Source organism: Paenibacillus sp. FSL K6-2862 (assembly GCF_038005125.1).
Classification (GTDB): Bacteria; Bacillota; Bacilli; order Paenibacillales; family Paenibacillaceae; genus Paenibacillus; species Paenibacillus illinoisensis_A.
The window spans coordinates 3,990,440-4,003,101 of record NZ_JBBOSN010000001.1 but is presented as its reverse complement, the minus strand read 5'-3'; the positions used below and the strand labels follow the sequence as shown (position 1 = coordinate 4,003,101).

General features: G+C 47.2%; 11 protein-coding genes. 10 read left to right on the top strand and 1 reads right to left on the bottom strand.

Annotation, left to right across the window (positions count from 1 at the left end; translation table 11 throughout):
- The first annotated feature begins 89 nt into the window (after positions 1–89).
- The 9 genes from MHB82_RS17900 (at position 90) to atzF (ending at position 9,245) form a co-directional block, all read left to right on the top strand.
- A complete protein-coding gene (locus MHB82_RS17900; RefSeq protein ID WP_341175490.1) occupies positions 90–629 on the top strand; it encodes a GNAT family N-acetyltransferase in 540 nt (179 codons plus the stop codon).
- A 337-nt stretch (positions 630–966) separates the two neighbouring features.
- On the top strand, positions 967–1,650 hold the full coding sequence (biuH, locus tag MHB82_RS17895; protein WP_176475925.1) for a biuret amidohydrolase: 684 nt from the start codon (positions 967–969) through the stop codon (positions 1,648–1,650).
- 48 nt (positions 1,651–1,698) lie between these two features.
- Positions 1,699–2,706 carry an ABC transporter substrate-binding protein gene (locus MHB82_RS17890; RefSeq protein ID WP_095357491.1) on the top strand — a complete coding sequence of 336 codons (1,008 nt, stop codon included), beginning with the start codon at positions 1,699–1,701 and terminating at the stop codon, positions 2,704–2,706.
- Between the two features lie 11 nt (positions 2,707–2,717).
- A complete protein-coding gene (locus tag MHB82_RS17885; RefSeq protein ID WP_341175489.1) occupies positions 2,718–3,542 on the top strand; it encodes an ABC transporter ATP-binding protein in 825 nt (274 codons plus the stop codon).
- On the top strand, positions 3,539–4,291 hold the full coding sequence (locus MHB82_RS17880) for an ABC transporter permease (RefSeq protein ID WP_127536827.1): 753 nt from the start codon (positions 3,539–3,541) through the stop codon (positions 4,289–4,291). Before MHB82_RS17885 ends, MHB82_RS17880 begins: the two co-directional genes overlap by 4 nt.
- Positions 4,288–5,361 (top strand): ring-opening amidohydrolase, encoded by a 1,074-nt coding sequence (locus tag MHB82_RS17875; protein ID WP_341175488.1) that lies wholly within the window; start codon positions 4,288–4,290, stop codon positions 5,359–5,361. The genes MHB82_RS17880 and MHB82_RS17875 overlap by 4 nt, the downstream gene beginning before the upstream one ends.
- Positions 5,362–5,400: 39 nt before the next feature.
- On the top strand, positions 5,401–5,835 hold the full coding sequence (locus MHB82_RS17870) for a cupin domain-containing protein (protein ID WP_341175487.1): 435 nt from the start codon (positions 5,401–5,403) through the stop codon (positions 5,833–5,835).
- A gap of 16 nt (positions 5,836–5,851) precedes the next feature.
- Complete coding sequence (locus tag MHB82_RS17865) at positions 5,852–7,459, top strand: PucR family transcriptional regulator (protein ID WP_341175486.1); 1,608 nt, start codon at positions 5,852–5,854, stop codon at positions 7,457–7,459.
- A 31-nt stretch (positions 7,460–7,490) separates the two neighbouring features.
- Positions 7,491–9,245, top strand: coding sequence for an allophanate hydrolase (atzF, locus tag MHB82_RS17860; protein WP_341175485.1), 1,755 nt, complete (start codon positions 7,491–7,493; stop codon positions 9,243–9,245).
- Between the two features lie 297 nt (positions 9,246–9,542).
- On the opposite strand, the gene MHB82_RS17855 is transcribed toward atzF, so the two are convergent.
- Positions 9,543–10,697: a glycosyltransferase family 61 protein gene (locus MHB82_RS17855; protein ID WP_341175484.1), complete on the bottom strand. Its 1,155-nt coding sequence runs from the start codon at positions 10,695–10,697 to the stop codon at positions 9,543–9,545.
- Positions 10,698–11,135: 438 nt separating this feature from the next.
- On the opposite strand from MHB82_RS17855, the gene MHB82_RS17850 reads away from it, so the two are divergent.
- A complete protein-coding gene (locus tag MHB82_RS17850) occupies positions 11,136–12,662 on the top strand; it encodes a response regulator transcription factor (protein ID WP_341175483.1) in 1,527 nt (508 codons plus the stop codon).

Genomic DNA, 12,662 nt, shown 5'->3' with positions numbered 1-12,662 from the left:
CCACATACAGAATTCATTAAACTCCACAATACCTTTTATATACTTAATTTGCTTATATAGCGAACTAAAAGGACTAGGTGGTAGACAGAATGTTAAAAAAACGCGATTTGCATGAATGCCACGCACTGTACAGCTTATTGAACGACCCCTCAGTGTCACCTTATGTTCGTTATCAATGTCATTCACCTGAGGAATATTTATTCCTGACCAAACAGTTGATGGACGAGGAAGAACAGAAAACCACGATTTCCCGTACAATTCTAAACGAAGCGGGCCTGCCCATTGGAACCATTGATTTATATCATATCGTAAACCATACAGGGTTTCTGGCCACATGGATTGGAGCACCTTACTTCGGTAACGGATACAGTCAACGGGCGAAATCCGTCTTTTTGAGTGAACTATTTCTCGAACATGCCATAGAAACGGTATTTTTGAAGATTCGCAAACAAAATATCCGGTCGAGCAAAGCTGCACAAAAACTGCCCTATGTAAAACTGGCCAATGATTCGCATGATGAATTATACGGATTCATCAATGCCAGGGAGCAGATCTATGATCTGTATCGCGTGGAACGGATCGACTTTATCGAATACAGTATGATCCTGAACCAGGGAGTGGCTACATAACTGCACAGTAAACTTTATGAATGCTATATAAGGTCATAGATAGGTGTTCATCATAGCAATGCATACCAATGGAGAGTCGCTGAATCAGCGGCTTTTTTTATGTTGCTCTTTAGGCCAGGGAAAAATGTTATGTAATAATTTATAACACATGGATTGAATGATTGTGAAAAACAACAAAAAATAATGAATCTTTTTTATGGAAAACTACAAAGACATCCAGAAACCTTCGTAATATAATATGACACAAGAAGAATAAATGAAGGGATAAGTCAGGTTATATTACATCTAATTTAATCAACACAGGGATCTCAGTCTCTGTTCTGAAAGGAGAATATCTATGCAAATTACAGCAGCACCTTACAATTGGCCTTATGACGGGAGCATCGATCCCGGTAAAACCGCATTAGTCATTATTGATATGCAAATCGATTTTTGCGGCAAAGGCGGTTATGTGGAACAGATGGGGTATGACTTGTCCCTGACGGCCAAACCCATTGAGCCTATTCGAAAGCTCTTGCACCGGGTCAGGCAGATAGAAGACTTTCACGTCATTCACACGAGAGAGGGACATAAACCGGACCTATCCGATCTGCCTGCAAACAAACGTTGGCGCAGCAAGCAAATCGGGGCAGAAATCGGCTCATCGGGACCCGCGGGACGCATTTTGGTTCGAGGTGAACCGGGCTGGCAGATTATTGATGAGCTTGCTCCCATCGAAGGTGAATCGATCATTGATAAGCCGGGTAAAGGCAGTTTTTATGCCACAGACCTGGATCTGATCCTGAAGAATAAAGGCATCACTCATCTGATCTTGACGGGAATTACAACGGATGTTTGTGTGCACACAACCATGCGTGAAGCCAACGACAGAGGATATGAATGTCTGATTCTGGAAGACTGCACGGGAGCAACCGACCCTGATAATCATCATGCAGCGCTCCAGATGGTCAAAATGCAGGGAGGCGTATTCGGCAGCGTTAGTAACTCCAGCGAGGTTTTAAAGGCGCTAGCAGCCTTTTAAGTAACACCGCCACAGCAATAGAAAAACAACAACACGGGAGGAAATCATATGTGGAGATGGTCCAGAAAGTCACTGCTTATCGTAATGTCGGTTTGTTTGCTCGCACTAACAGCTTGCGGGTCGAACGATGTGCCTAGTTCAGCATCAGGAGATGGAGAATCCGGTGAACTGAAAAAAGTGGTTCTGCGTCTAAAATGGGTTCATCAAGCACAGTTTGCCGGCTTCTATACCGCCGTAGAAAAGGGATTTTACAAAGAAGCGGGTTTGGATGTTGAGATCAGACCAGGCGGCGCTGATTTTCCTTCTGTACAGATGATTGCATCAGGTGCGGAGCAATTCGGCGTGACGGGCGCAGATCAGATACTGATGGCCAGGGAGAAAGGGGTTCCCGTGAAGGCGCTGTCCGCCATTTACAGAAAAACGCCATTTGTGCTATTTAGTCTCAAGGATTCAGGGATCACGAAAATGGAGGATCTGGTCGGCCAGAAGATCGGTGTGAAGCTTGGAGGGAATGAAGAGCTGACTTACCGAGCAATGGTGAAGAATGCGGGTATAGACGGAACCAAGGTGGAGGAAATGCCAGCAAAATATGATCTCAGCCCATTGCTCAGCGGACAGGTAAAGGCATGGCCAGGTTATGTCATCAATGAGGTCCTCGCCGTACAGGAGCAGGGGAATGAAGTCAATATTATTGAGCCAAACGATTATGATATTAACTTTTATGCAGATACGTTGTTTACGACAGAGGACATCATCGAGCGTGATCCCGAAATGGTGAAAAGTTTCGTACAAGCTTCCATGAAGGGCTGGAGCTACGCTATTGAGAACCCGGAAGAGGCTGCCGAATTTGGCTTGAAATACGGGGATAAATTGACCATTGATCACGAGGTGAGCATGATGAACGCAAGCATTCCTTTGCTGGAGCCGGAGAATCTTCCACTCGGCAAGATGGAATCAGAGGCGTGGGACGTGCTGCAGCAGAACTTGATCGATCTGGAATTCTTGAAGGAAGAGCAAAACCTTGAAGACGTATTTTCAAACGAATTTATCGAATAGGGTGTGATTTTATGCTGACAACGGCCAGTGGTCTGGAGAAAGAAGCTTCAGGGCTGCATGAACAACAGACAACCATTTCTTCCAAAAGCGACATCGCGGTTACGTTGAAAAATTGCTCCTTATCCTTTGGTGACGTCAACGTATTGAATAATGTGTCGATTGATATTTATAAAAATGAGTTTGTTTCGATTCTCGGCCCAAGCGGATGCGGGAAGTCAACGCTGCTCCGGTTAATGCTCGATCTGCTTCAACCTAATGCAGGAGGAGAGATCGTCTATCCATCGAAGGATCTCTCGCTCGGCATGGTGTTTCAGAAGCCTGTATTGATGCCCTGGCTAACCGCAATCCAAAATATATCGCTGCCTCTCACGATCGGAGAGAAGAAATTCACCAAAAAAGAGATCAAGGAAAAAGCGGAATCCTCGCTGCGGTTGGTTGGACTTCAGGATTTCATGAATCATTTTCCGCATCAGCTGAGCGGGGGCATGCAGCAGCGGATTGCGATTGCAAGGGCACTCGCTGCAGATCCGACAGTATTGCTTATGGATGAGCCCTTTGGAGCACTCGATGAATTTACGAGAGAAAAGCTGAATTTCGAACTGCTGCGTCTATGGGAGAATCCCGAAACGAGCCTAAGTACAGTTGTTATGGTTACCCACTCGATTCAGGAATCCGTGCTGCTATCCAACCGCGTGATCATGATGTCACCAAGGCCTGCCGGCGTGGAGGATATTATTTCGGTTCCGCTGCCTTCACCGAGGGAGATTGGCATGGATGAACTTCCGGCCTTCCACCAGACTGTCAATGAGTTAAGAAAGCGGGTCAAACACCTATGAAAACCAAGATCAAAGATGCCATGTATCCTGTCGTATTCGCCATTGCCTTTCTTATATTATGGGAACTCATTGTACGCCTTTTCGACATACCTCTTTATTTGCTTCCATCTCCCACAGGCATCTTATCGGTTATGGACAGCTCCTTATGGTCACATATGCTGGTCACGCTGCTGGAAGCATTGGCAGGCTTCGTGCTTGCCAATGTCCTGGGATTGATTACCGCTGTAATCTTCGTGCATTCCAAACCCATTGAAAAGGGAGTATTCCCGCTGGCGATTGCACTCAAAACGACTCCGCTCGTCGCTCTGGCTCCGCTTCTGGTCGTATGGATGGGCACGGGATATTCCTCCAAGGTTGTAGCCTCCATGCTAATCTGCTTCTTCCCTATTTTGGTCAACAGCGTAAAGGGTCTGAAAGCCATTGAGCACGAAGCATGGGAGCTGTTCTCCACATATAAAGGCACCAAGTCGGAAATTTTCTGGAAATTACGGCTGCCTGCAAGCTTGCCTTATGTGTTTTCTGCGTTGAAAATCTCGACCTCGCTGGCTATCGTGGGTGCCATTGTTGGTGAATTTGTCGGCGCTAACAAAGGGCTCGGCTATGTCGTCCTGGTATCTTCATACCATATGGATACACCTGTGATGTTCTCCGCAATTATTGCATCCGCACTATGCGGACTGGTTCTCTTTTGGGCCATCAGCTTACTTGAGAGAAGAATTATATTCTGGCAAAGGACGGATGACCTATGATGAGATGCACTGTGAACCGTATTCCAAGCCGTTCGCCTAACGATACGGCTGCGATGGAGAAAGCCATCCTAGAGGGAATTATAGTTCCTCAAGATGTGGTCGCAGTCTTAGGCAAAACAGAGGGCAATGGCTGCGTGAACGATTTTACGCGTGGTTATGCTGTGCTGGCGTTGAAGCAATTTTTTGGCGAATACCGAAAAGAATCAACCTCTACAATATCCTATGTCATGTCTGGAGGAACCGAGGGCATACTCAGCCCTCACTTTACAGTGATTAGCCGCAAGGGTGCTTACAACCAAGTTGGTCAGAGACAAGATCAGAAATCGCTGGCCATTGGCGTCGCAAAAACACGAGATTTTCTTCCCGAAGAGATTGGAAGGCTGGCTCAAGTGGACGAAGTGGCTGCGGCCGTTCAGCGAGCCATAGCGGAAGCTGGCATCGAATCCTCAGCAGAAGTACATTTTGTGCAAATTAAGTGTCCGCTGTTAACGTCCGAGGGCGTGCATGATGCCTTGAGCAGATCTCAAACCACCGTGACAGAAGATACCTACAAATCCATGGGATATTCACGAGGAGCCTCTGCACTAGGTGCGGCAGTTGCTCTTGGCGAGGTGGAACGAGCTGGACTTCAAGATACGGACATTTGCAATTCATGGCATCTGTTCAGCAGCGTAGCCTCCACGTCGGCAGGCAGCGAGCTGGCGTATTGTGAGGTGATCGTCTTCGGCAATTCCGACTTTGCGGAAGGTCCGTATTTTATCGACCATGCTGTAATGAAAGATTCGATTGACGCCCCTGCACTCAAACGCTTGCTGGATATTCATGCAGATGCTGAAATGGTGCAGGTGATGGCTAAGGCAGAGGCTGATCCCACCGGGTTCATCCGGGGTCACCGGCATACGATGCTTGATGATTCGGATATTAACCATACGAGACATGCGCGAGCTGTCGTCGGGGGTGTGCTTGCTTCGGTGTGTGGTGATCCCATGATCTATGTGTCTGGTGGAGCCGAACATCAGGGGCCGGCAGGCGGCGGGCCGGTGGCTGTCGTTTTTAAACGCAGGGATTAAACGGATACATCCATAAAAAACAAATGGAGGAATGACACGATGATTACAGCCAAGAAAACTGAGGTTATCACTGGAGAAGACATGCAATGGGGATTAATGCCGAATCACCTTCACCTGTATCACCGCGAGATTGTGTCTGCCGAACAGGCGGATCAGATGGGGTTTCGTGCCAGCTCTGTTTTGTGGGAAAAGATTGGAGTGGGCGGTCAGGTACTGCCTCACTATCATGATGTAGCTGAAATCATTCACATCACGGTAGGTAAGGTGAAACTGCTGTGCAATGGAGAATGGAAGAGCTACCAGGCAGGAGATACGTTCCATGTCCCGGCAGGCGTTATTCATTCGGTAGCCAATGACGATGTACAGCCGACAGAGCAGATCAGTATTTTTTTGCCGGTTGAAGAAAATGCTCCGGTTAACTCGTTTTTTAATACGACATTAGTGGAAGATGTCTTTTCCACCAAATTGAAATAGTCAGGCGGGATAGGAGATGGCAGATCACAAGAAGGCAGGATTCACGTGCAGTGATGTTTTGTTGATCCCCGACTTTAAGGAAGCTGTCGTCTTGGCTGGAGCGAGTGGCATGCAGCGAATGATTAACCGTGTCAACGTGATGGAAGTGCCCGATGTGATCGATTGGGTACGCCCGGGGGAGTTTCTGATTACCAGTGGATTTCCGTTTCGTGATCAGCCGGAGGCTATTGCGGATATCATACCGCAGCTGGTGGAGAAAGGTGTATCGGCGCTGGGGATCAAAACCAAACGATTCATCGATCATATTCCTGACCGTGCACTCGAGCTGGCTGACCAATTGGGCTTTCCAATTTTCGAGCTTCCGGCCGCGACCGTATTTTCGGATGTTGTCCGGGATATTATGGGGCGGGTCCTTGTGCAGGAGGCAAGAGAGCTTTCACTGCTGCAAAGCCGTTTTCAAAAGCTGTCTCAACAGCTCCTGTACGGGAAAGGTTTAGAGGAATTTTTGCAAACGCTGGATGGCATATTGAACAATCCCATTGTATTGCTTGATGACTCCAATCATCTGTTTCTCTCCCCCCAGGCAGAGGAGATTGTGGAGGCAGATAATCCGATGCTGTGGTCCGGTCTGCGGGAGGAGAGCAGCCTCGGTGTGAGTTTCATAACACTAGGAGAGCGCCGAATTCGGGTATATGTATCAGCCGTTAATGACAAGCAATACGACAAATGCTTGCTGGTTCTGCTGGAATGGAACCAGGAGCACTCGGTTGTCGATCGGCTGACGATTGATCGCGTAGGTGTTTTGGTAGGACTCGAGATGATTAATGCCAACGCCAGGCGGGAAGTAGAGCTGAAGTACGTTGATCAGTTTCTGCAGGACTGGATTACGGGCCGAATTGTCACTATTGAGGATTTGAGGCTGCGAGCGGAAGCGTGCGGGCATGCACTTGATGATGATCAAACGCGGTATGTCGCGTTAGTGCGATTTCTGAACGTCAAACCTAGCATCAGGACCATGCAGCAGGCGATTAAAAGATTGAGAACCAAATCCAGATGTGTGGGGCTTCAGGCAACTATACTGGAGGGAGAGCTGGTCCTTCTTTTCGCAGAAGAAATGCATGGGATTCGGAATGCGACGATGGAAGCCATTCTCGCTGATATGAAGGTGGTTTTTCCTGCTGAGAGCTATTCTCTCTGTATCGGTAATCGAACCGAAGCTGCGGAGAAGGTGTACGAAAGTTATAACGATGCCAAAAAGATTCATCATATCAGCTCCATTTGCGATTACCGTGAACCTTATGTGGACTATATGAAGCTAGGCGTGTTTCAGCTTTTATACCATCTGCCTGATACAGAGGAGGTTCATGAGTACCGCGATCGATTTATTCTGCCCTTGCTCGCCTATGATGCGAAGCATAATTCCCAGCTGTTTGAAACGTTGAAGGTATACTTTAAGCATAATCGTAATGTGAAAAAGACGTCAGCGGAGCTTTTTACCCATTATAATACCGTTTCCTATCGTGTAGAGCGGGTGTGTGAATTGCTGGGGATCAGCATGGATCATGGCGATGATGTGCTGCAGCTGCATCTAGCGATGAAGCTGAATGAAATGAGACCAGCCTGATTGATATGTACGCGTCAAGGAGGGGTGACGGATGAGTAAGCTGGATATGAAAATACCGTGTGAACTGACAATAGACTGGCTGCAAGCGCAATATGGGAGCGGGAAGCTCAAGCCCGAGCAGGTCATTGAAGAGATCATCCGCCGATCCCGTGAGGACGAAGGGATGAATATTTGGATCGCTCCGCCTGTACTGGAGAGAATCAAGCCGTATTTGGATCGGCTCAAAACAATGGATACTTCCTTGCCGCTGTGGGGTGTACCCTTTGCCATTAAGGACAACATCGATTTGGCTGGCACACCAACAACAGCTGGCTGTCCCGAATATGCATATGTTCCAGACAGGCATGCTGCAGTTGTAGAACGATTGTTAAACGCCGGAGCGATTCCTGTAGGTAAAACCAATATGGATCAATTTGCAACCGGGCTTGTAGGCACCCGGAGTCCTTACGGTGAGACACATAACGCGCTGAGCGCTGAGTGGATAAGCGGCGGGTCCAGTTCGGGATCTGCCGTAGCCGTAGCGAGGGGGCAGGCGGCATTCGCCCTGGGCACGGATACAGCGGGCTCCGGAAGGGTTCCTGCAGCGCTGAACCGTCTCATCGGCTATAAACCGAGTCTTGGAGCCTGGTCGACAAAAGGTGTTGTTCCCGCTTGTGCCAGTCTGGACTCTGTAACTGTATTTACCCATTCTATACAGGAAGCAAGGATTGTCGATGTGCAATTACGAGTCGTTGAATCATCAGACCCGTGGTCCAAGGAAATACCGCGATTGGTCGATAAGCTTCCCAAAAAGTTGTATCTGCCTGAAAAACCATTAACGTTTTTTGGTCCGTTGGCGGAGGAATACAGCAAGGCATGGGATTCAGCCGTCCAGAGGATCGAACAGTTGGAGCTTCCACTCGCGTATATCGATTACGATCTCTTTGAGGAGGCTGCTGCACTTCTATATGATGGACCTTGGGTAGCTGAGCGCTGGGCCAGTGTAGGTGAATTCATCGAATCAAATCCAGGAGTCACTTTCCCGGTGAAGGAACAAGTCTTGCGATCAGGTGGATCAGACAAATATGATGCAGCTTCCGTATTTACCGCGATGCATAAGCTTCAGGAGCTGCGAATGATGAGCAACGAGCTTCTCAAGGAAGCGGTGCTTGTCATGCCGACCTGCGGAGGCACATGGACGAGAGAGCAGGTTGAAGCGGGCCCAATAACCACGAATTCGGACATGGGACGATACACGAACCATTGCAATCTCCTGGATTTATGCGCGGTGGCTGTACCGGCAGAGGATGCCGCGTCTCAGATGCCCTTTGGAATAACGTTATTTTCGCTATCTGGAAATGAGCACTTGATGGAAAACGCTGCGGCCTCGTTTCTTGAAGTAAATTTGCCGCCTCTGGAAGCAAACAGACAAGAAACAATGCTGGTTGCCGTCTGCGGCCTGCACATGAGGGGTTATCCACTGGAGAAGCAAATGCTGGAGCGCGGGAGTCAGTTCATAGGTGAGTCGCAAACCGCGGAGAAGTATCAAATGGTGAAGCTGCCTAGCATACCGGCTAAGCCTGGATTGCTCAAGAAGAAGGCAGGCGGCAGCAGTTTTACGCTTGAATTGTGGCAGATGCCTGTGGCTTCTTTTGGAGCGTTCGCTGCATTAATACCGGCCCCGCTAGGTATAGGGAAAATTGAACTGGCAGACGGGACAGAAGTACCCGGATTTATATGCGAAGGCTATGCTGAAGAAGAAGCAGAGGATATCTCTGCTTACGGAGGCTGGAGAAACATACCATAGCATGGAGAAGACGGGGGTGCTTAAACGATCGTCCTTCGATCCCAAGAACCGAATATTGCAACAAGAGAAAACACCTATGAGAGCATAACATTCTTTCCCATTCATGCTGTCACATGAAGTTTATGATGTTACATTGCAAATTCATCATCCATAATCATCGATCTGATACATGTCCCGAGTTCAATAAAGGGCTACTGACTCTCTTGGTCAGTAGCCCTTTATTATTATTTTAAGTAACCAGGAACCCGCATCCTTATCGACTAGTTACGAGTGGCTCTGAGGGACCTGAAGGGTTGTTCAGGTATCCAGTTTATTCAGACCAGCTATACGAATCGTTTGCTCCAGTCGATTCAGATCCACGGTGAAGTCCTCTAATCCTGAAAAACGGTCTGGCGTCGTTCCGTCATCTTGCCCATACATCATATAATAATCAAGTTTGTTATGGTTGCTGATCATCCAGTAAGTAGGTACCACATGCCGGATATGAAAAATTTCGACGACAAGGGTGCCTTCCATGCAAAAAGCGAGATTGGCTAGCCCGGCTCCATGCGGTGAAACAATCGCTTTCGAGGAAGCAAAGAGTTGAACCTGCTGGGCAATGCTCCAATCCTCCAGACAGACCGAAACAAACCCATACGCCTCCAAAAGCCGAATGACTTCACCCTCGTTAGCTATCCGTCGTGCAGAGGCTTTGCTCCGGGAAATGAAAATGCGTTCTGGTGAATGAAGCGTTGTGTCACGTCCAGGTAGCATAAACATGCGAAGGACAGATGTAGCCCAAGGCGGATAGTGGGAATTCATCATTAGGGAAGGCACGACCAAGCGGTCAGCCTGAATTTCCCGATTGTCTCCAGTACGAATCACGCACGATTCCGATACGCCAAACATTAATAACGTTTCTTCCACAAACGATGCAGAAGGATTAGGATTCATGATAAGCGATTGAAAAGGAACATTTAGAATTTGAAGCATACCCAATCGAGGCAGCACGTCATATAACCAATGAAAATAATTATGACTCCCGCAAAAAGTCAAAACAGCAGAAGTCCCACGGAGATAATGTAGTTCCTGTATCTTACTCCGATACAAAGCAGGGTGTTCTTCCAGTGTCAGCATTCTATTAAGTCTTCCATCGTATTCGGGAGAAAGGTCGAAGATCAGTTTTTCATCTGACGTCAGGACAGAACCTGATGTTCCCCAAACACGCCCATTCGATATGTATGCAACATACCCACCTTCGGGATGAACGCTATAGGGCATCAAATAACGGTGAATTTCCGTTTCAAGGGTTTTGGGTATCTCGTATTTAGCGGCTTCACCAAGATCAAAAGGGGAGACTTTATCATCACTGACGGAGGAGATGGAAGCCTTCCATTCCCAAATGTCCCTGTAAAAACCGGACTTATCTGAATTAGTGTGTGTCGATTTGTCATTATTACATATGTCATTCATTTTCAGCCCTCCATAATGATGTGGTTGCTATGAAGCTAATTTATGCATGCAGGCTTCAAAGTGATTAGACTGATCATATCCTTTTTTTCTTCTGTACAATTTACATGCAGATCTCTTCGTTACCACTGTGAACATGTCGTAGTATTCATTATTTACTATCAAATAGTAAAGCTTTGGCTGCTATATCAAGTATTGTATGTTGTATATGTGCTGAAAGCTCTGGATAATTATAATGTTACACAGTTATTATTATAGTCACTTAGACTTGGGGATTGCTCAGATGTGTTGAATCTCTTTCCATCACGAGAGAAGATTCGACGCATTTATTAGCTTTAATGAAGCTAAGCATATGATAGTATTGGTTTGTAAGAAATAAAACATTATAAGTTCGCTATCAAACACGATGCATGCTTCATTTACTGAAGAGGGGGAATACGAATGATGAATGTTTTGTTGGTGGATGATGAGCCGTGGGTGCTCGAAGGCCTGAGAACCATGGTGAATTGGGACAAATACGGTTTTCGTATCTGTGGTGAGGCGGAGAATGGGAACGCTGCCTGGTCCATGATCGAAAGTCTTCAACCGGATCTGGTGTTTACAGATATTCATATGCCCTCTGTGAGTGGCCTGGAACTGATCGACCGTTCCAAGCATGAACTGATCAAAGCACCCCGATTCGTTATATTAAGTGGATATGATAGCTTCGAGTATGTAAAAACAGCGTTGGAGCAGAGAGTAGAGGACTACTTACTCAAGCCTATAGATGAGATCGAGATAGAAAACGTATTGGAACAGATGGGCCGTAAAATTCAGGAAGAACAGATTTCGGCTGAAATACACCAGCGTGATCGTGCCCTGTATGTGAATTGTTTGTTTGATCGCCTGATTCAAGGGGGAGTCAGCATGGAGCTGCAGGACGAAGTGAATACCATGCTGCAAATGGAAGGTCAAGAGAATATGGCCTGTCTTCTAATTGCCACGGATATCAGTAAAGATGACGTGAAAGGGCGAATACATGCTTTTGGTGGTGTCCATTGGTCGGAACCTTTTGTGGATGCTGAAGGAAACCTCGGAGTGTTCGCTGCTGACATCGATGATTCCTTGAAGCTCCTTGAGTCAATGGGCAGAAATATGGCGGAGACCGATGCTGGTCATTCATCCATGATTGTCGCCGTTGGACATCATTCGGGCACAGAATTTGGTATGCGATCAGCCTACGAGAAAGCTTTGTTCGCTCTGAGATGGAAGCGTTATCAGGGAGGGGGCGGATTTGTTCATCATCAGGATCTGCCACAGAGTGACCCATTGGCCAGCGTAAATCAAAAAGCTTTAGCCAGTCTGATGGAAGTCATTCTTTCTGGTGAACAGGATAGGTTGGAAGGGAAGATTCAAGCACTTCTTGCAGATTCTGACCTAGGATTGCCCTTCTCCAATATGGAATACGTCCGGGTTCAATTGCTTGCCCTTGAAATGAGTATTCTCAAGGAGTTGAAAGAGCTGGATGGAGATATGGGCAGTTTTATGCTTCACGTTCAAAATAAGGCAGGCGGCATTACTAAAATCGACTCCTATCCAGCATTTCGGGATTATGCACGTGTGTTATGTTTGAACGCTTTGGAGGCCCTGCAGCAGCAGAGAAAAGAAAAGGAATGCAGCACCATTTTTCGTGTGGTGCAATATGTCAATCAGGAATTCCGTAAGAAGCTGCAGCTTCAGGAGCTCGCACATCAATTTCATATGAACGCCAATTATTTGGGGCAGGCATTCAAGCAGCAGACGGGCAAAACGTTTCGGGAATATTTAAACGATAAACGGATTGAGGAAGCGAAAAGGCTATTACGCCAAAGCTGCGCATGCGTTGCTGACATTGCGGTACAGTCTGGTTATCCGAATGCAGACTATTTTGTAAGTCAGTTCAAGCGAATGACGGGCATGGCACCTTCTGCATATCGTAAGCAGCAATAG

Coding starts and splice junctions, on each gene's coding strand:
- MHB82_RS17900 (WP_341175490.1), top strand. CDS start 90: ATGTTAAAAAAACGCGATTTGCATGAATGCCACGCACTGTACAGCTTA.
- biuH (WP_176475925.1), top strand. CDS start 967: ATGCAAATTACAGCAGCACCTTACAATTGGCCTTATGACGGGAGCATC.
- MHB82_RS17890 (WP_095357491.1), top strand. CDS start 1,699: ATGTGGAGATGGTCCAGAAAGTCACTGCTTATCGTAATGTCGGTTTGT.
- MHB82_RS17885 (WP_341175489.1), top strand. CDS start 2,718: ATGCTGACAACGGCCAGTGGTCTGGAGAAAGAAGCTTCAGGGCTGCAT.
- MHB82_RS17880 (WP_127536827.1), top strand. CDS start 3,539: ATGAAAACCAAGATCAAAGATGCCATGTATCCTGTCGTATTCGCCATT.
- MHB82_RS17875 (WP_341175488.1), top strand. CDS start 4,288: ATGATGAGATGCACTGTGAACCGTATTCCAAGCCGTTCGCCTAACGAT.
- MHB82_RS17870 (WP_341175487.1), top strand. CDS start 5,401: ATGATTACAGCCAAGAAAACTGAGGTTATCACTGGAGAAGACATGCAA.
- MHB82_RS17865 (WP_341175486.1), top strand. CDS start 5,852: ATGGCAGATCACAAGAAGGCAGGATTCACGTGCAGTGATGTTTTGTTG.
- atzF (WP_341175485.1), top strand. CDS start 7,491: ATGAGTAAGCTGGATATGAAAATACCGTGTGAACTGACAATAGACTGG.
- MHB82_RS17855 (WP_341175484.1), bottom strand. CDS start 10,697: ATGAATGACATATGTAATAATGACAAATCGACACACACTAATTCAGAT.
- MHB82_RS17850 (WP_341175483.1), top strand. CDS start 11,136: ATGATGAATGTTTTGTTGGTGGATGATGAGCCGTGGGTGCTCGAAGGC.